Below are 17,612 nucleotides of genomic sequence, written 5' to 3'. Positions count from 1 at the left end.
TCAGTAGGTTAGAAAAAGAAAAGCCGCCTCACGCAATGCGAAGCGGCTTTCGTCTGTTTTCCAGCGTCGTGCTGACGATCACAGTTCGCGCAGATACCGAATGACAGAGGGGCGCACGCTCTGTTCGCCGCGATGGCGCGCGTCCGAGATCACCTTGCGCAGCTCTCCCAGATCGACCCGCATCATCAAGGATTTCACTGGCCCAATCGACGCCGGGCGCATCGACAAGTAACGGATGCCCATGGCAGCCAGGCACACAGCTTCGATCGGGCGGCCTGCGTCTTCGCCACAGAAGCTGAGCGGCGTGTCACACATATCGCAGCGCTCCACCACGCGTTCGATAAAGGACAGGAAGCTGGCATTCAGCGTGTCATAGCGTTTGCGCACCCGTTCGTTTTCACGATCCGCCGCAAAGAAGAACTGCTTGAGGTCATTGCCGCCGATAGAGACAAAATCCACCTCTTCAAAGAACTTCAACGGTGCAAACCCCAGCGACGGGGTTTCCAGCATCGCGCCCACCTCAATGCTTTCGGGCAACACATGCCCCAGCTTGCGTTCGCGTTCGAGTGTTTTGTCGACCTCACGCCGTGCCTGACGGTATTCTTCGAACTGGGCGACAAAGGGGAACATGATGGTCAGGGGACGCCCTTTGGCCGCGCGCATCAGCGCCTGCAGCTGCATCCGCATGACGCCGGGCTTGTCCAGACCCACACGGATCGCCCGCCAGCCGAGCGCCGGGTTGGGTTCATCCGTGGGTTTCATATAGGGCAGCACCTTGTCCGACCCAATATCAAGCGTTCGGAAGACCACGCGCTTTTCGCCGGCTGCGGTCAGAACGCGTTCATAGGATTCCACCAGCTCTGCCCGTTTGGGCATCTGGTTACGGATCAGGAATTGCAGCTCGGTGCGGAACAGGCCCACCCCTTCTGCGCCCGAGGTGCCAAGCGACGGCAGATCTGCCATCAGGCCCGCGTTCATCATCATATGGATGCGTTTGCCATCCACCGTCACCGCTTCTTTGTCGCGGATCGAGGCATAGCGTTCTTTGGCCTGCGCCTGCATCGCGATCTTGTCGCGGAAGGCGCTGGTCACAGGATCATCCGGGCGCAGATGTACCGTGCCGACATCGCCATCAACCAGCACATGGTCGCCATTCAGCGCCTCGGTCGTAATACGGCCCACATGCACCACCAAGGGGATCGCCAAGGCGCGTGCGACGATCGCGGCATGCGACCCAACCGAGCCCTCCTCAAGGATAATGCCTTTCAGCTTGCGGCCATAATCCAAGAGCTCTGCCGGGCCAATATTGCGCGCCACAAGGATCGGGTCATCGGGCATCTCTGCCCCGGTTTCCCGGCCCTGCCCGGTCAGAATGCGCAGCAGGCGATTGGACAGATCGTCCAGATCGCTCAGCCGTTCGCGCAGGTACGCATCCTGCGCCTTGGCCATGCGACCGCGCGCCAAGGATTGTTCCTTCTCCACCGCCGCTTCGGCCGACAGACCGCGGGCGATGTCTTCTTCCATCCGCCGCATCCAGCCTTTGGAATTGGCAAACATTCGGTAGGTTTCCAAGACCTGCAACTGTTCTTTGTCGGCGCTGCGCGCGCCTTCGAGCATCTTATCGACGCCAACCCGCAGTTCGTCCACGGCCTCTTGCAGGCGTTCAAGCTCGCGGTGCGGATCATCGGCAATGGGGTTGGTCACAACCACACGCGGCTCATGCAACCAGATATGGCCCTCTGCCGCGCCTTCCTGCGCCACGCCCCCTTCCAGCTGCACCGGCTGCTGGTGCAGCGCCGACATCGCCGCGCCTTCGCCGACAAAAGCGCCCAGCTCGGTCATCTCGGCGATCACCATGGCCACCACTTCAAGCGCATAGACCGCGTCTTCGGTATATTCGCGGCTGTCGCGCGACTGCACGACCAAGACGCCCATCATCTCGCCCAGCCGCTGGATCGGGATGCCAAGGAAGGAAGAAAACGCCTCTTCCCCGGTTTCCGGCATATAGCGGAAGCCACGGGCGTTCGGCGCATCAGCGGTGTTCACCACCTTGCCCGATCGCGCCACACGGCCCACAAGGCCTTCGCCGACGCGCATCCGGGTCTGGTGCACGGATTCGCGGTTCAGACCTTCGGTGGCGCAGAGTTCGAGCGTTTCTTCGTCACGGAACAGATAGATCGAGCACACTTCGGTTCCCATGCTGTCCGCGATCAACTGGGTGATCTTGTCCAGGCGTGCCTGCCCCGCATCATCGCCGGCCATGGCCTCGCGAAGACGGCCAAGCAGCTTGCGGCTCTCGGATTCGGTGTTCTCTGCCATGTCTGGCCTTTCTCGGCGTTCTTGCCCACCACATCCTGCCCGTCTGACTTGCGGGAATTGCTCGGTCTGCGGCGGGGTGCTCCTCCCCTTGTGGCCTACGCATGCAGGCCCCAGTTACTTGCAATGTGGCGTTCGCAGCCGCCTATGACAAGCCCTGCCAAAAGGTCAGCGCGTCAAAAGCGACGCAAGGTCGGTGGCCTTGCCCAATTCCTCGACGCCAAAAGCCATTGGCGCAGCCCGAATTGCTGCGACGCGGCATTTTCTACTGAGATAACAAGACGTTCTTGCTCACGGCTCTGCCCCCTCTTTGGCGGCGCCGATTCTGCCCAGATGGGTCAGCTGAAACCCGCCTCCCGACTTCAGCCCATAGCCCAGCATACGGTCAAACCCCGCATGCCCTAGCCAGGTCGCGCCGACAACCTGCGCCCAGCTGGCGTCCAGAACAATCCCCGGAACCAGCAGAACAGCCGCTGTGCCATAGCTGTGCAGCGAATTATAGAAAAACGCCCCAACCCGTGGCCCGGCCCCATAGGCGGCAAAGCTCAGATCCGGGGCAAAAAACAGCAGAACAATCCCCCAGACAGGGGCTGCATCCGGGACATGCCACCACAGGGTGACACAGCCCGCAAAGATCAAAGCGCCTTCGACCCGTTGCCAGATGATTGTATCACGCATGATCCCGCTCCGCCGCTGTTGCCCGTTTCAGATAGACACGGGGCGGCCAACAAAAAACCCCCGCCGTTTCGGGCGGGGGTCTTTGAATTGGGGCAAATCCGTCTGGATCAGGCTTTTTCCAGCTCGAACGCGTCGTGCAGAGCTTGAACGGCCAGTTCCATGTATTTGCGTTCGATCAGCACAGAGATCTTGATCTCGGAGGTGGTGATGACCTTGATGTTGATGCCCTCATCCGACAGCACCTTGAACATCTTGGCCGCCACACCGGATTGCGAGCGCATGCCAATGCCCACGACGGACACTTTCGCAACCTCGGTATCCGCGATCACCTCGGCAAAGTTCAGCTCGCCCTTCTCTTTGTAGTCCCCCAGCGCGACTTCGGCGCGGGCGACCTGATCGGTCGGGCAAGAGAAGGTCATATCGGTGCGGCCGTCGTCCGAGATGTTCTGAACGATCATATCGACATTGACGCCAGCGTCAGACAGGCAGCCAAAGATCGTTGCTGCGATACCGGGGCGGTCGGCCACGGAAACGGCAGTCAGTTTGGCTTCGTCGCGGGAATAGGCCACACCGGCCACAACATTGGATTCCATGATTTCCTCCTCGTCGCAGACCAGCGTGCCGGCCTCGTCGGATTGTTCTTCAAAGCTGGAGAGCACCCGCAGCTTTACCTTGTAACGCATTGCCAGTTCAACGGAACGGGTCTGCAGAACCTTGGCGCCCAGCGACGCCAGCTCCAGCATTTCTTCAAAGGCGATCTTATCGAGCTTGCGCGCCTTTTCACAGATGCGCGGGTCAGTGGTATAGACCCCGTCAACATCGGTGTAGATGTCGCAACGCTCGGCTTCAAAGGCCGCAGCGAAAGCCACTGCCGTGGTATCCGACCCACCCCGACCCAGCGTGGTGATCCGGCCTTCGGGGGAAATCCCCTGGAAGCCTGCAACCACGGCGACTTTCATGCCTTCGGCGAATTTCGCGTTGATATTCTCTGGCGGGATCTCTTCGATCCGGGCCTGGCTATGCGCCGAGTTGGTCTTCAACGGCACCTGCCAGCCCTGCCAGCTGCGTGCGGGCACGCCCATTTCCTGCAGGGTCAGCGCCATCAGACCGGCGGTGACATTTTCACCAGAGGACACAACCGCATCGTATTCGCGGGCATCATGCAGGGGCGAGGTCTCGTTGACCCAGCCGACCAGCTCATTGGTCTTACCGGACATCGCCGACACGATGACGATCACGTCATAGCCCTTGGCCACTTCAACGCCGACGCGTTTTGCGGCGCGGCGGATGCGGTCCAGGTTGGCGACAGATGTGCCGCCGAATTTCATCACGAGTGTGGGCATCTGGGCCACGCTCCTTCTGCAGCTGGAATTTCGGTTCGCGGCTGAATAGGCGAGCGTTAAGCCACGTGCAAGACCCAAGCGGGTCTTTATGTCGCCAGAGGCCCGTTTTCCGCAATATTCCTATATAACGGAGGTCAACTCCGCCAGAACCGGAGGGTGAAGATCGCAAACACCGCCAAAAGCTCCAGCCGCCCGATCAGCATTGCCAGCGACAGGATCCATTTTGCGGTGTCATTCAGGCTGCTGAAATTCCCTGCAGGACCAATGGTATCGCCAAGGCCCGGACCAATATTGGCCACCGCCGTCGCCGCGCCAGAAATCGAGGTGATGAAATCCAGCCCCGTCAGCGCAAGCGCCCAAGCCACAATGCCAATCGTGACCACAAAGAACATGAAAAACGAAATAACAGAGCTGAGCACATCAGGCGTCACCGGACGGCCCGCATAGCGCGTCACAAAGACTCCATTGGGCGACCGGATCCGTTGCACCTGCACCCGGATGGCCGCAAACAGCAGCTGATAGCGGAAGATCTTGACCGAACAGGCAGTCGACCCCGCGCAGCCGCCGATCAGCCCCAGAAAGAAGAAGATCATAATCAGGAACGGCCCCCAGGCCATATAGTCCACCGAGGCATAGCCAGTGCCCGACATGATCGACACAATGTTAAACAGCGCCTCGCGCACCGCCTGCTCTGGGTGATGCGGGAAGACATAGACCAGCACGCTCGCGGTCACGATCACCAGCACAGCAATGGTCGCCAGAAAGGTCTGGATCTGACTGTCGCGAAACAGCGGTTTGGACTGGCCATTGATCAGCTGCACGTAGCGGACAAACGGCAGTGCCGCGAGGATCATAAACACCGCAGCCGCATATTCCGCAGGCCCCGAAAACGTCCCGAACGATCCGTCATAGTTGGAAAACCCGCCCGTCGACATCGTTGTCAGCGCATGCACCAGCGCGTCAAACAGGCCCATGCCAAGGATGGTATAGACCAACGCACAAATGACGGTCAGAACAAAATAGATGGTCGAGATCTGCGTCGCGATCGCCTGTGCGCGGGGCAAGATTTTCCCCATGGTATCAAAGGCCTCGGATTTAAAGATCTGCATGCCACCAACCTTGAGTTCCGGCAGGAACACCATGGCGACAACAATGATCCCGATGCCGCCCAGCCATTGCAGAATGCCCCGCCACAGCAGAATGCCGCGCGGCAGGTCATCAAGGCCGGAAATCACCGTGGAGCCGGTCGTGGTCATGCCCGACATGGCCTCAAAGAACGCATCGGTGAACGACAGCTGCGTGGCGCCCAGCATCATCGGCAGCGCGCCAAACAAGGGCAGCGCCACCCAGACAGAGGTGGTCAAAAGAAAGGTTTGGCGGATATCCAGCCCGCGGCCAACGGCATTGGCACAGCTGAGCGCCAAAAGCCCCCCCACAAGGATGGAGATGATCGCGCTTTCCAGAAACACCGGCCATTGGCCGTTGCCATCATAAAGGTCGATCAGAAGCGGAAAGACCATGGTCGCCCCAAGAATGGTGACGAGCAGGCCAATGACATAAAGGACAGGGCGCAGATCCAGCATGGGTGCACCGTTGGCAACGCCCGCAGCCAGAGTCAAGCATCTGGCGCAGTCCGGGGCGCTGCCATCAGGTCAAGGGTGGCTTATTCGCCGCCCTCGGTGGTTTTAGCAGGCGTTTTGGCGATTGTGGCCTTTGCCTCGGGCTGCATCGGCTCGCCCAAGGGCAGACTTGGCGGTTTGGACGGGGCGCGTGTGCCGCGGCGACGGTTTGCAGCCAATGTCTCGGCTGCGGCATTGCTGACAGCGGGCGCTTCCTCAGCCGGCTCGGGCGCGACCTTTGGAGCGGCGGCTTTGGGGGCGGCTTTTACCGGGGTTTTCGGCGCAGTTTTCCGCGCAGGCGCCTTGGCGGCTGGTTTCGCGGCGGTTTTTGCGGCAGGTTTGGCGGCGGGTTTGGCGGGTGGCTTGGCCTCGGCTTTGACCGCAGCGGGGGCTTTGGGTTCCGCAGGCGCAGGCTTTGCCGCTGGTGCGGTTTTCGCTGCCGGGGCGGCCTCTGCCTTGGTGCTGGTTTTCGGGGCTGTTTTGCGCGCCGGTGCCGCCTTCTTGGCCGCCGGTTTTTTCGGGGCGGCCTTGGCCGCGGGTTTCGGCGCAGGTTTGAGCGCGGTCGGCGTCACGGTCGGTGCTGGTGTCGCAATGCCCAGCATATCCTGCTGTGCTTTCAGCAGCGCCTGGGCAATCTGCATCTGCTGGGCGGGGGCATTGGCTGCAACGGAGGCAGCCGCGCGCAGCATTTTTACTTGCGTGCCCACAGCATAACCGGCCCAGGCCTGCGGGGATTTGGGGTAGTCAGAAAAACCTTCAAAGCGGATCATGAGACCTCCTCGGGTCGTGCAGCGATCTTGGGACAGACAACAGATGCGCACCAAAGTCCGGTCTGACACAGGCGCCGTTTGGCCCCTGTTGTGCAGGGCCATCCCGAAAAGGAATAGGCTGAACTTAACATGCGCACTCCTGAACTAGAGGCGCGGAACAGGGCCCGTGACGGGCAAAATCGCCGCGCTATGGCCAAAGCCTAACACAGGAAAACGAGGCATCAGCAGAAAAAATGCCGCGCTGCGGCAAAAATCCGCGGCACGGCAAATATTGGCTCAGATTTTGCGCCTGATTATTGCACCAAACCCCTACCCTTCGGTAAGGGCGCGGGTTTATCCGCGATGAATCAGGGTCGAGAACAGCTGTGGATCCAGGCTCGCCGAGGCAAACATCGGCCCCTGCGTCAGCACGGACACGGCGTCATGGCTGTGCAGGCTTTCCTGATGGCTGGCGACAATGCGGAAATCGGCAATGCGGCCATCGCTTTGCAGCGCTTCGCAGAACAGCCGCGCGGCATCTTCGACGAAGATCGGGTTGGCGGCATTCAGTTCGGCAAAGGCCTGCTCGTCTTCGCGTTTGACCATGACTTGGGTCTCGGTCGGCACCGCGCGGCGGCAGTGGTCGATCAGATCCTCGAACCACAGGATCGGCTGGTCACGTTCCACCTGCACCGAGATGCGCGCGACAGAGCGCTGCGAATGCGGGGTCGCCAGCTGGCCGCGCGACTGACGCGCGTGCTCGGACAGCTCCAGCGAACAGGGGCACGTGGAAGAATAGACATAATCGAGATGGATGATCTCGTGACGCTCGCCGCCGGTCTGCACCAGTTCCAGCGCAATGTCGTAATACTGATACCCTGACAGGCCAGACCGCAGGCTTTCGATTTTCGCCGGGAAAGAGAACCGCATCTGCAGACGCGCATCGCCGCTGTCGAGATCGGTCAGGTAATCCTCGAGCGCATGTTCCATGACCTCGAACGAAAAGGTCTTTTCCGCGTGCTTATAGAACGACCGCATGATCCGGGACATATTGATGCCCTTCTTTTCAGCCTGCAGGCTGACGGACCCTGTGACAGATGTTTCCAGCAGCAGATCACCCGCATCGCGGGTGTGGAAGCGGATCGGCAGGCGGAAGTTGGAAATGCCCACGTGCTGGATCTGTTCCTGCGCCCCACGGATCAGGCTGGTCGGCCCGTTCTGCAGGTCCGGCAGGGTCGCACGGTAGTTCTCATCCGCTTTGAAGTCTTCGTCATAGTGACGGGACAGTTCGGGGTAATTGGTCACTTCGCGACCGGGCAGCAGACGGGCAATGGCCGGGTCCATCTGCGCGATCTCGGTCTCGGTCGCGGTGGCAGCCCAGTCCCGCAGGACCTCCAGGGCTTCGGCAGCCGTTTCGCGGTCCGGGGCGCTCTCCCGATTGCGCGAATAGATGTTCATCGTCGATCCTCCGACTGCCTAAAAACCGGGCACGGGGCCCAGATGTGGGATTTCCTACCCTATTAGGGGGGTGCAGCGCAAAAGGTTCATTCAAAAACGGCCTTTTCAGGCCGGTTTCGGACCAAAAGCGCCCTCCCACCTAGGGTTTCTTTGGGTGAGACGCATATAGGGCGGTCGCGCCGGAACGCAACCGCCCTTTTTAACGTTCACACCACGCTGGCTTAGCTGGCCGCCGCCAGCGCCTGCTTCAGATCGGCAATCAGATCATCGGTGTCCTCCAGACCAATGGAGATCCGCACCAGACCCGGCGCAATGCCCAGATCCACCTTCTGTTCATCTGACAGACGCTGGTGGGTGGTGGTTGCCGGGTGGGTGGCGATGGATTTCGCGTCGCCGAGGTTGTTGGAAATCACCGGAATGGTCAGCGCATCCAGGAATTTGAACGCCGCGTCCTTGCCGCCCTTCAGGTCCAAGGACAGCACGGTGCCGCCCTTGCCGCCCAGCTGTGTCTGGATCAGGTCGTTCTGCGCGTGGGATGCCAGACCCGGATAGATGGTGCGCTGCAGCGCTGCGTGCCCCTCAAGGGCCTCGGCAATCGCCAGCGCAGAGGTCGCCTGCGCCTGCACCCGCAGATCCATGGTTTCCAGACCTTTCAGCAGCACCCAGGCTGAAAACGGGCTGAGCGCGCCGCCGGTGTGCTTCATGTAAGGCTCAAGCGTGCCGCGGATATACTCCTTGGAGCCAAGGATCACACCGCCCAGCACCCGGCCCTGGCCGTCAATGTGTTTGGTCGCGGAATAGATCACCACATCGGCGCCCTGCGCAATTGCGTCAGAGAACACCGGGGTCGAGAACACATTGTCAATGACCACGGTGGCGCCGACAGAATGGGCGATCTCGGCCACGGATTTGATGTCGATCACCTCGAGCGTCGGGTTCGACATGCTTTCAAAGAACACGGCTTTGGTGTCAGGGCGCACAGCCGCGCGCCATTCGTCCAGATTGGTACCGTCGACAAATGTCACCTCTACGCCATACCGCGTCAGGATGTTCTCGAGGATATAGAGACAGGAGCCAAACAGCGCCTTGGCAGAGACAACGTGATCGCCCGCTTTCAGCATCGAGGTCAGCGCACCGTTCACAGCCGCCATGCCGGATGCGGTGGCAAAGGCGTCTTCGGCCCCTTCCAGCATCGCAATCCGTTCTTCGAACATGGCCACGGTCGGGTTGCCGTAGCGGGCATAGATGAACTCATCCTCGCCCAGTTCGATAAACCGCTGCTCTGCCTGTTCGGCGGTGTCATAGACAAATCCCTGGGTGAGGAAGATCGACTCGCTCACCTCATTGTATTGACTGCGACGGGTGCCGCCATGGACCAGCTTGGTGCGTTTGTTCCAGCTCTCGCTCATCTGTCTTCTCCTCGCGCGATCCCTTTGATTGCGCATAAAAAAACTCCCAATCGGCCAAGCGAAGGGGAGTCCTTACGTCCTGACCTCTTTAGCGGTTTGTTTTACGTGGCCCGCAATCCGGTAAACAAATCGCCACGGGTAGTCCCGCGTTTGGTACGCCCGTCGCGACGCTCAGTCAATAGGCAGGCCCGTCCGCGTCACTGTCAATTCACCAGCCTGTCATGCGCCCGTTACGCTTTGCCGGTACCGGCTGGGAGAAACGCAAAACAATGCGGCTGGCAAATCAGGTGTGGGGACCAAAATGGCAGTGATCCGTATGAATGCCCAAGGCGACAAGGCTGTGGCCCATGGGCGCCCCGTGGAACTGGAGGCGGTTCTGGAAGCAGAGGCCCAGAATACAGGCCCTGTGGTGGTGATGATACACGGCTTCAAATATGAACCCGGCAACCCCTACCACTGCCCGCACCGCCACATTCTGTCGCTGGACCCCGACCACCTGCCATGGCGCGCGCCCTCTTGGCCGCGGCATCTGGGGTTTGGTCTGGGGCATGCGGACGAAGGTCTGGCCATTGCCTTTGGCTGGAACGCCCGTGGCGGGTTTTCGGCGGCCTTGGGGCGCACGCGCGCGGCCGGGTCCGCGCTGGCCTCTGTTGTGAACCGTATTCATACGGTTGCGCCGCACCGCCCTGTCCACATTATTGGCCATTCGCTTGGCACCAAGGTCGCATTGGATGCCCTGTCGGACCTGCCCGCAGGCGCAGTGGACCGGATCATTTCGCTGACCGGCGCAATGTATCGCAGTCAGGCCGAAGCGGCGCTGAACACACCGGCCGGGCGCAGCCTTGAGTTCTTCAATGTGACCACCCGCGAAAACGACCCCTTCGATTTCCTGTTCGAACGGCTCGCGGCGCGTCCCACACGGGGCGATCTGGCCATTGGTCATGGGTTGCAGGCCCCCAATGCGGTAACCCTGCAGCTCGACTGCCTTCAAACGCTCGAACATCTGCGGCAGATGGGGCATGATATTGGCCTGCCCGAACACCGCATCTGCCACTGGTCGTCCTATATGCGTCCCGGCGCGCTGCGGTTTTACAAACGCCTGATCCGCAAGACCGACCGCAATCCGCTGGCACAGCTGCAGCAGATCCAGCCAGACCGGCCCGCGCCGCGCTGGTCGCGCCTGCTGAACCCCGGTCCCCTGCCCGCACCAATGCCGATCTGGCAGCGGATCTGACCGCTCAGGATGCCTGCTTGCGGGTCAGCCGATAGACCAGCGGCAGTGACAGCGCGATCATAGGGATCGCAAAGGCGCGATAGGTGATCTGTAGATTGAAGCCGATGTAGGACACGTAGGAGCCGCCGAACAACAGCAGGCTTTCTTCGATCGAGGTGCCTTCAAACCCGGTCGCCGTGTTCAGCGCGGCCTGCGCCAGAAACAGGCAGATCGCACTTACGACAAACCCCGGCGTGCCCCAGCGCAGCGGCATCAGGCTGCCCAGCACAGCAGCGGCAAGGGTGACAGCGGCCAAAATCATTGTGATCCTCACTAAAGCGACGCGTCCTGAGAAGACATTCGCAGCGTTCACGCAAAAACAAAGGGGCCATACTGCCGCATGCCCCCTTCGTGAGTGATTGTGATCGGATGTAATATTTCGCAGCCCAAATTCGCCCCAGTTGCCCGCAGCAGGCAACAGGTCACTCCGGCGGGTCTCAGCCGTCTTCTGAGGCCCCGTCTTCTTCGATCCCATAGGCCGAGAACAGCTTGCCCTGCGCCATAAAGAACACAAACATCGCAGCCGTCAGGCCAAAGGTTTTGAAGTAGACCCAGGTGTCTGTGGATTGCGTCCGCCAGATTGCCTCGTTTGCAACCGCCAGCGCAAAGAAGAACGCGCACATGCGGCGGGTGAGGATCATCCAGCCCTCGGGCTGCAGCGGCATCATCTCTTCCATGACCACCCGCAGGTAGCTTTCGCCGCGCAGCAGGCCAAAGCCGATAATTCCGCCGAACATCAGGTAGATCATCGTCGGCTTCATTTTGAAGAAGCGTTCGTCATTGAACCAGACCGACAAGCCGCCAAACAGCACGATCATCACCAGCGTCAGCACCTGCATCTTGGACAAAACGCCGGTCAGCCGCCACAGCACCAGCGTCGAGGCCACCATCAAAGGCACAAAGGCCGCAGTCACCACGATAAAGCCCGCATAGTCGGTGCCCGCGATCTGGAACACTTCATCTTTCAGCTTCAGATAAGCCACAAAGAACAGCACCACCGGCCCCAGCTCCAAAAGCGTTTTGACCATTGGGTTGATCTTCTTCTGCTCCGCCATTGTCACGTCTCCCTGCAGGCGACAGCCGCCCTAAATTGCACGCGGGGGTTACCCGCCCATTTCCACAATCACCGCGCCCAGCGCGATCAGGGCCATCAGCGCAATCCGGCGCGGCCCCACGGTTTCTTTCAGCACCAGCCAGCCAATCAGGGCGGCAAACACGGTCGAGGTCTCGCGCAGCACAGCCGCCTCGCCCACTTTGTCGAGGCGCGTGGCCAGCATGATCGACCCGAAGGACGCAAAAGCCACAAAGCCACCAATCACACCGCGTTTCATCAGCGGGCCCAGCGCCGGGCGGTCTTCCATCCGGCTCCACCGCCACAGCGCATAGGGCGGCATGGCGATCCCGTCGATCATGAAAAACCACGCCAGAAACGTGAACGGATCCGCCGTCGCGCGAATGCCGTAGGCGTCATATGTGGTGTAAAGCGCCACAAAGAAACCCGTCATCAGCGCCAGAACCAGCGCAATCCCCAAGGTGTCGCGCGCGGTCTCAAGAAAGATGAAATTATAAACCGCAAGACCAAAGATCCCCATCAACAGGACCCCAACACCAGCCCATTGCACCAGCGTAAAGCTCTCGCCAAACAGCCAATAGGCCCCGATCACCGCAAACAAGGGCCCGGTGCCGCGCACCACCGGATAGACCACGGTGAACGCGCCCTTGGTGTAGGCCATGGCCTGCAAGACCTTATAGGCCACATGGATCACAAAGACGCCGACAAAGATGGGCCACATATGCGCTTCGGGCCAGGGGACCACAAACAGCGCAAAAGGCGCGGCCATCAACCCGTAAGAGGCATCAATAGCGCCCCGGCTCAGCCACGGGTCATGGCGCCCCTTTTGCAGCGCACCAAAGACCGCATGCAGAAACGCCGCCATCACGGCAAGCGCCAGCGCGACCTGATGGCCTGCTTCGGTGCCCTCCAGCGAGATCAGCCAGTCGCTCATCCTTTATCAAGCCCGGTCAGAGCGGCGGCAAATTCTTCCGGGTCAAAGGGGGACAGGTCGTCGATCTGCTCGCCCACGCCAATCGCATGGATCGGCAGGGCGAATTTATCGGCCAGCGCCACCAGCACGCCGCCCTTGGCGGTGCCGTCCAGTTTGGTCATCACCAGCCCCGACACATCGGCCAGTTTCTTGAAGGTCTCAACTTGGCTTAGCGCGTTCTGACCGGTGGTCGCATCCAACACCAGCAGGGTGTTATGCGGCGCGCTGTCGTCCTTCTTGCGGATCACGCGGACGATCTTGGCCAGCTCCTCCATCAGATCGGCGCGGTTCTGCAGACGGCCGGCGGTGTCGATCATCAGAAGATCCGCACCGTCAGCTTCGGCCTTGGTCATGGCATCAAAAGCCAGGCTTGCCGGATCGGACCCTTCGGGCGCAGTCAGCACCGGCACACCGGCGCGGTCGCCCCAGACCTGCAGCTGTTCAACAGCGGCGGCGCGGAACGTGTCGCCCGCGGCAATCACCACTTTCTTACCGGCGGCGCGGAACTGGCTGGCCAGCTTGCCAATGGTCGTGGTCTTGCCCGATCCGTTCACACCAACCACCAGAACCACCTGCGGTTTTTTGGGGTAAATCGGCAAGGGCTTCGCGACATTTTCCATGATCCGCGCAATTTCCTGCGCCAGCAGCTCGCGGATTTCGCGGGACGACACCCGCTTGCCCATCCGTCCCTCGGCCAGATTGGCGGTGACGCGCAGTGCGGTGTCGACCCCCATATCGGCGGCGATCAGCATCTCCTCGAGGCTCTCGAGCATATCATCATCCAGCACCCGGCGCGGCTCGCTTGGGGCGGTGCGGCCCATCAGGCGACCCAGAAGACCCGGCTTTTTCGGCACCTCCGGCTCTGCGGCGGGGGCTGGGGCTGGGGCCGGGGCTGCTGCGGGTGTCACCTCTGCCGGTGCCACAGGCGCGCTTTCCACTTGCGGCGCGGGTTGCGGCGCAGGGGCGCGCGGTTCAGGGCTAGCAGGCGCTGCAGCAGACGCCCCTGCACCAGAAACCTCTGCGGGGGCCTCGGACGCCCCCTCTTCAACAATGGCGTCCACTTCCTTTGACAGGCGGGAAGAAGATTTCAGCAGCCGTTCTTTCAGCTTCGCAAAAAGCGCCATCGGGGTCTCCGGGTCAGGTTCGTTTGGTCTCTTACCGCCCTCACCTAATGCCGATTGCCGCCGGTTGCAAAGCAGATGGCACCTTTGAGGCCGTAATTTTCCCCACCTGCGGCGCGCAAATCGAGGAAATGCACAAAGACCCCTTGGCGCAGATCCCGCAAGCGGGCAGTTTGGGCGCATGAGATTGCCGCTGATCCTGACCCTCTGCCTTGCGCCTGTTCTGGCCCACGCCCAGATGAGCGCCGAAGACTTTGAACGCTACACCAGCGGGCGCACTCTGATCTATGGGCAAGGCGGCCAGGCTTACGGGGCCGAACGCTACCTGCCTGGTCGGCGGGTGACCTGGTCTTTCCTTGACGGCGAATGCAACGACGGGATCTGGTATCCTCAGGACGGCAATATCTGCTTTCTTTACGAGGACCGCGACGCCCCGCAGTGCTGGCAGTTCACCGAAACCGCAACTGGGTTGATTGCGCGTTTCGCAGGCGAAGACAGCACGCTGGAACTTTATGAGGCACGCGAAACGCAGGAAGACATGATCTGCCTCGGCCCCGAGGTCGGGGTCTAACCTTTCGCCACATCCACTTTACCATCGGCAAATTCGATCGACAGCACATCCGCCGCCTTGGCCTGTGCGGTATTGGTGACCAGCTGATCCCCCGCCCGCACCACCGCATAGCCCCGGTCCAGCGTCGCCTTGTAGCTGAGGATGTCAAGCTGGCGGGATGCAGCCTTGAGCACCTGCCCCTGCCGGTCAATCCGCGCCAGTTGCGCCGCCTCCAGCCGTTGCGCCAGCGCGCCAAGGCGGTCCTGTTTCTGGGTCAGATCCCGCTCAATTGGCCGCACCGTAAGCCGCGAGGACAGGTGGCGCAGATTGTCGGCGCGTTTGTCCACCAAGGCCCGCAGGGTTGCGGGGCGCAGGGACGCGGCGGTCTCGCTCAGTGCGATTTTGCGCCGCTGCACGCCCGCGATCAGCGCATTGGGCAGCCGGTCGACAATCCGGTCCAGCCGCTGGCGCGGGGTCTCCAGAAGGGTTTCAGGGCGCGGCAGCGCCCGGGACAGATCGTTCAGACGCTGGCGGCGCAGCTGCACCGCTTGGCCCGCGCCGCGCGTCAGACGTGCGCCCATGCTGTCGGCCCAAGCCATCAGTTCAAGGCGCACCGGCACCGCATGTTCCGCCGCCGCCGTCGGCGTCGGCGCGCGCAGGTCCGAGACATAGTCAATTAGCGTGGTGTCCGTTTCATGCCCCACGGCCGAGATCAGCGGGATCTGACTTGCGGCGGCGGCGCGGGCCACGATCTCTTCGTTGAACCCCCAGAGGTCTTCGATCGAGCCGCCCCCCCGGGCGACAATAATCAGATCCGGGCGTGGCAGCGCACCGCCGGGTGTGAACTGGTTGAAGCCATTGATCGCATGCGCCACCTCAGCCGCACAGTTCTGCCCCTGCACAGCGACGGGCCAGACCAGCACCTTGCGGGGGAAACGGTCGCGCAGGCGGTGCAAAATATCGCGGATCACCGCCCCCGAGGGGGAGGTTACAACGCCAATAAACTGCGGCAGAAACGGGATCGGCTGTTTGCGTTCCGGCGCAAACAGCCCTTCGGCGGCCAGCTGGGCCTTGCGTTTTTCCAACAACGCCATCAGCGCGCCTTGCCCCGCAACGGCGACCTCATCAACGTTCATATTGTATTTCGACTGCGCCCCAAACGCCGTCAGACGCCCGGTGACCACGACCTCGAGCCCCTCTTCCGGCACCACCGACAAGCCCGAGATCTGCCCCTTCCACGTGGTGCAGGCCAGCACGGATTTGTCGTCCTTGATGTCGTAATACAGATGGCCCGAACGCGCTTTGAACACACGCCCCACTTCGCCGCGCACCCGGATACGGCCAAAAGATCCCTCAAGCGTGCGCTTCACCTCGCCCGAAAGCTCGGAAACGGTGAATTCCGGTGCGTTCTCACCTGCCGCTGGTTGCGGGTCTTCGAACAGGTCTGCCATGGGTGTGCCTCGGGAAATGGTCTTGATTTGTCCCAACCATAAGGGAGTGCCGAGGCAAGGCCAAGCCGTTCTAAACCCCCGCGCAGCCATCGCGAAAACCTGAAACTCTTTCGTGTGAACCAAGGGTAATCTTGCCCTCTTTCGCCGAAGCCCCTATGAGGTCCCGAGAACATCAAGCGGAGCCATGGCACATGAACATCCTCATCCTCGGCAGCGGCGGGCGCGAACATGCGCTGGCATGGGCGGTCAAGCAGAACCCGAAATGCGACAAGCTGATTGTGGCGCCGGGCAATGCGGGCATCGCGCAGATCGCGGAATGCGCGGACCTGGATGCAGAGAACGGCGGCGCGGTGGTGCGCTTTGCCGAAGAAAACGCCATTGATTTTGTCATCATCGGCCCCGAAGCGCCGCTGGCCGCAGGTGTGGCGGACCGCTTGCGCGAAGCGGGCATTCTGGTCTTTGGCCCCTCGGGCGAGGCTGCGAAACTGGAGGCATCCAAAAGCTTTACCAAAGAGGTCTGCGACGCGGCGAAGGCACCGACCGCAGGCTATGGCCATTTCACCGATGCAGAGGCCGCGAAGGCACATGTGCGCGAACATGGCGCGCCCACCGTCGTCAAAGCCGACGGGCTTGCGGCGGGCAAAGGTGTGATTATCGCCATGGACGAACAGACCGCGCTGGACGCGATTGACGACATGTTCGGTGGCGCTTTTGGTGGTGCCGGCGCCGAGGTCGTGATCGAAGAATTCATGGAAGGCGAAGAGGCGTCGCTGTTTGTGCTGGTCGACGGCGAAGAGGTGCTGTCGGTGGGATCCGCGCAGGATCACAAGCGCGTCGGCGAAGGCGACACCGGCCCCAACACCGGCGGCATGGGCGCCTATTCCCCCGCGCCGGTGCTGACCGCCGAAATCGAACAGAAGGCGATGGAAGAGATCGTCAAACCCACGATGCGCGTCATGGCCGAGCGCGGCACCCCCTATCAAGGGGTGCTTTATGCCGGTCTGATGATCAAGGACGGCCAGCCGCGTCTGGTGGAATACAATGTGCGCTTTGGCGACCCGGAATGTCAGGTGCTGATGATGCGTCTGGGCGGTCAGGTGCTGGACCTTTTGCAGGCTGCAGCCGAAGGCCGCCTGTCAGAGGCGCGCGCGAATTGGGCCGATGACCATGCGATCACCGTGGTGATGGCGGCAGCAGGCTATCCGGGGGCTTACGAGAAAGGCACCGAGATCAAAGGCCTGGACGCCCTGCCCGAGGACAGCATGAATATGGTGTTCCACGCGGGCACCAAAGAGGACGCAGGCAAGATCCTGGCCACCGGTGGACGCGTGTTGAACGTGACTGCCCGCGGTGACAGCCTGCAAGAGGCCCGCGACCGCGCCTATGCAATGGTCGATGCGATCGACTGGCCCGAAGGTTTTGTGCGCCGCGACATTGGCTGGCGCGCGCTGTAAGATTGCGCTGAGCGCTAAAAGATCCGCCGCCGTGGTCCTTTGGGGCTGCGACGGTTTTTCTGTGTAGCCTGCGCACGTACCGCCTGCGGCGCGCCCAAAATCGCCTGCGGCGGGCGGGTCGCTCCCGCCGGTTTTGCTTGCATGGA

Annotated in this window: 16 protein-coding genes and 1 riboswitch; of the genes, 4 read left to right on the top strand and 12 right to left on the bottom strand. The window is 61.5% G+C overall.

Annotated features, from left to right (window positions below):
* Nucleotides 1–78 precede the first annotated feature (78 nt).
* The 7 genes from ptsP to metZ all read right to left on the bottom strand — a co-directional run bounded on the left by ptsP (nucleotide 79) and on the right by metZ (nucleotide 9,572).
* Nucleotides 79–2,319, bottom strand: coding sequence for a phosphoenolpyruvate--protein phosphotransferase (gene ptsP / locus TRM7557_RS08375; RefSeq protein WP_058289776.1), 2,241 nt, complete (start codon nucleotides 2,317–2,319; stop codon nucleotides 79–81).
* 288 nt (nucleotides 2,320–2,607) lie between these two features.
* Nucleotides 2,608–2,994, bottom strand: a complete 387-nt coding sequence (locus TRM7557_RS08370) for a DUF4260 domain-containing protein (protein ID WP_058289775.1) — start codon at nucleotides 2,992–2,994, stop codon at nucleotides 2,608–2,610.
* A gap of 107 nt (nucleotides 2,995–3,101) precedes the next feature.
* On the bottom strand, nucleotides 3,102–4,337 hold the full coding sequence (locus tag TRM7557_RS08365; protein ID WP_058289774.1) for an aspartate kinase: 1,236 nt from the start codon (nucleotides 4,335–4,337) through the stop codon (nucleotides 3,102–3,104).
* Nucleotides 4,338–4,471: 134 nt separating this feature from the next.
* Nucleotides 4,472–5,920: a TrkH family potassium uptake protein gene (locus TRM7557_RS08360; protein ID WP_058289773.1), complete on the bottom strand. Its 1,449-nt coding sequence runs from the start codon at nucleotides 5,918–5,920 to the stop codon at nucleotides 4,472–4,474.
* An 80-nt stretch (nucleotides 5,921–6,000) separates the two neighbouring features.
* Nucleotides 6,001–6,726 carry a hypothetical protein gene (locus TRM7557_RS19740; RefSeq protein ID WP_058289772.1) on the bottom strand — a complete coding sequence of 242 codons (726 nt, stop codon included), beginning with the start codon at nucleotides 6,724–6,726 and terminating at the stop codon, nucleotides 6,001–6,003.
* Nucleotides 6,727–7,059: 333 nt separating this feature from the next.
* The gene (folE2, locus tag TRM7557_RS08350) at nucleotides 7,060–8,163 is read right to left on the bottom strand and encodes a GTP cyclohydrolase FolE2 (RefSeq protein WP_058289771.1); all 1,104 of its coding nucleotides are present in this window, start codon (nucleotides 8,161–8,163) and stop codon (nucleotides 7,060–7,062) included.
* 221 nt (nucleotides 8,164–8,384) lie between these two features.
* The gene (gene metZ / locus TRM7557_RS08345; protein ID WP_058289770.1) at nucleotides 8,385–9,572 is read right to left on the bottom strand and encodes an O-succinylhomoserine sulfhydrylase; all 1,188 of its coding nucleotides are present in this window, start codon (nucleotides 9,570–9,572) and stop codon (nucleotides 8,385–8,387) included.
* Nucleotides 9,573–9,639: 67 nt separating this feature from the next.
* A riboswitch (SAM riboswitch) is annotated at nucleotides 9,640–9,718 on the bottom strand.
* 155 nt (nucleotides 9,719–9,873) lie between these two features.
* On the opposite strand from metZ, the gene TRM7557_RS08340 reads away from it, so the two are divergent.
* A complete protein-coding gene (locus TRM7557_RS08340) occupies nucleotides 9,874–10,806 on the top strand; it encodes an alpha/beta hydrolase (RefSeq protein ID WP_058289769.1) in 933 nt (310 codons plus the stop codon).
* 4 nt (nucleotides 10,807–10,810) lie between these two features.
* Here TRM7557_RS08340 and TRM7557_RS08335 read toward each other — a convergent pair whose 3' ends face one another.
* The 4 genes from TRM7557_RS08335 to ftsY form a co-directional block, all read right to left on the bottom strand.
* Nucleotides 10,811–11,107, bottom strand: a complete 297-nt coding sequence (locus TRM7557_RS08335) for a hypothetical protein (protein ID WP_058289768.1) — start codon at nucleotides 11,105–11,107, stop codon at nucleotides 10,811–10,813.
* 175 nt (nucleotides 11,108–11,282) lie between these two features.
* On the bottom strand, nucleotides 11,283–11,900 hold the full coding sequence (locus TRM7557_RS08330; RefSeq protein ID WP_058289767.1) for an inner membrane-spanning protein YciB: 618 nt from the start codon (nucleotides 11,898–11,900) through the stop codon (nucleotides 11,283–11,285).
* A gap of 48 nt (nucleotides 11,901–11,948) precedes the next feature.
* On the bottom strand, nucleotides 11,949–12,851 hold the full coding sequence (locus tag TRM7557_RS08325; RefSeq protein WP_058289766.1) for an EamA family transporter: 903 nt from the start codon (nucleotides 12,849–12,851) through the stop codon (nucleotides 11,949–11,951).
* Nucleotides 12,848–14,014 (bottom strand): signal recognition particle-docking protein FtsY, encoded by a 1,167-nt coding sequence (ftsY, locus tag TRM7557_RS08320; RefSeq protein WP_058289765.1) that lies wholly within the window; start codon nucleotides 14,012–14,014, stop codon nucleotides 12,848–12,850. Before ftsY ends, TRM7557_RS08325 begins: the two co-directional genes overlap by 4 nt.
* Before the next feature lie 47 nt (nucleotides 14,015–14,061).
* Here ftsY and TRM7557_RS20380 point away from each other — a divergent pair, with 47 nt between their 5' ends.
* Nucleotides 14,062–14,196, top strand: a complete 135-nt coding sequence (locus TRM7557_RS20380; RefSeq protein ID WP_268873717.1) for a hypothetical protein — start codon at nucleotides 14,062–14,064, stop codon at nucleotides 14,194–14,196.
* Nucleotides 14,193–14,582, top strand: coding sequence for a hypothetical protein (locus tag TRM7557_RS08315; protein WP_058289764.1), 390 nt, complete (start codon nucleotides 14,193–14,195; stop codon nucleotides 14,580–14,582). The genes TRM7557_RS20380 and TRM7557_RS08315 overlap by 4 nt, the downstream gene beginning before the upstream one ends.
* Here TRM7557_RS08315 and xseA read toward each other — a convergent pair.
* The gene (gene xseA, locus TRM7557_RS08310) at nucleotides 14,579–16,012 is read right to left on the bottom strand and encodes an exodeoxyribonuclease VII large subunit (protein ID WP_058289763.1); all 1,434 of its coding nucleotides are present in this window, start codon (nucleotides 16,010–16,012) and stop codon (nucleotides 14,579–14,581) included. The genes TRM7557_RS08315 and xseA overlap by 4 nt on opposite strands.
* Nucleotides 16,013–16,203: 191 nt before the next feature.
* On the opposite strand from xseA, the gene purD reads away from it, so the two are divergent.
* A complete protein-coding gene (gene purD / locus TRM7557_RS08305) occupies nucleotides 16,204–17,466 on the top strand; it encodes a phosphoribosylamine--glycine ligase (protein ID WP_058289762.1) in 1,263 nt (420 codons plus the stop codon).
* The last annotated feature ends 146 nt before the right edge of the window (nucleotides 17,467–17,612 follow it).

Source organism: Tritonibacter multivorans, assembly GCF_001458415.1.
In the GTDB taxonomy this organism is placed as follows: domain Bacteria; phylum Pseudomonadota; class Alphaproteobacteria; order Rhodobacterales; family Rhodobacteraceae; genus Epibacterium; species Epibacterium multivorans.
Note: the sequence above shows the minus strand (reverse complement) of the source record. Positions and strands in the feature narration are given on the sequence as shown.

Bases quoted from the DNA above. Each gene is read 5' to 3' on its own strand.
- ptsP (WP_058289776.1), bottom strand. From the start codon at position 2,319: ATGGCAGAGAACACCGAATCCGAGAGCCGCAAGCTGCTTGGCCGTCTT.
- TRM7557_RS08370 (WP_058289775.1), bottom strand. From the start codon at position 2,994: ATGCGTGATACAATCATCTGGCAACGGGTCGAAGGCGCTTTGATCTTT.
- TRM7557_RS08365 (WP_058289774.1), bottom strand. From the start codon at position 4,337: ATGCCCACACTCGTGATGAAATTCGGCGGCACATCTGTCGCCAACCTG.
- TRM7557_RS08360 (WP_058289773.1), bottom strand. From the start codon at position 5,920: ATGCTGGATCTGCGCCCTGTCCTTTATGTCATTGGCCTGCTCGTCACC.
- TRM7557_RS19740 (WP_058289772.1), bottom strand. From the start codon at position 6,726: ATGATCCGCTTTGAAGGTTTTTCTGACTACCCCAAATCCCCGCAGGCC.
- folE2 (WP_058289771.1), bottom strand. From the start codon at position 8,163: ATGAACATCTATTCGCGCAATCGGGAGAGCGCCCCGGACCGCGAAACG.
- metZ (WP_058289770.1), bottom strand. From the start codon at position 9,572: ATGAGCGAGAGCTGGAACAAACGCACCAAGCTGGTCCATGGCGGCACC.
- TRM7557_RS08340 (WP_058289769.1), top strand. From the start codon at position 9,874: ATGGCAGTGATCCGTATGAATGCCCAAGGCGACAAGGCTGTGGCCCAT.
- TRM7557_RS08335 (WP_058289768.1), bottom strand. From the start codon at position 11,107: ATGATTTTGGCCGCTGTCACCCTTGCCGCTGCTGTGCTGGGCAGCCTG.
- TRM7557_RS08330 (WP_058289767.1), bottom strand. From the start codon at position 11,900: ATGGCGGAGCAGAAGAAGATCAACCCAATGGTCAAAACGCTTTTGGAG.
- TRM7557_RS08325 (WP_058289766.1), bottom strand. From the start codon at position 12,851: ATGAGCGACTGGCTGATCTCGCTGGAGGGCACCGAAGCAGGCCATCAG.
- ftsY (WP_058289765.1), bottom strand. From the start codon at position 14,014: ATGGCGCTTTTTGCGAAGCTGAAAGAACGGCTGCTGAAATCTTCTTCC.
- TRM7557_RS20380 (WP_268873717.1), top strand. From the start codon at position 14,062: ATGCCGATTGCCGCCGGTTGCAAAGCAGATGGCACCTTTGAGGCCGTA.
- TRM7557_RS08315 (WP_058289764.1), top strand. From the start codon at position 14,193: ATGAGATTGCCGCTGATCCTGACCCTCTGCCTTGCGCCTGTTCTGGCC.
- xseA (WP_058289763.1), bottom strand. From the start codon at position 16,012: ATGGCAGACCTGTTCGAAGACCCGCAACCAGCGGCAGGTGAGAACGCA.
- purD (WP_058289762.1), top strand. From the start codon at position 16,204: ATGAACATCCTCATCCTCGGCAGCGGCGGGCGCGAACATGCGCTGGCA.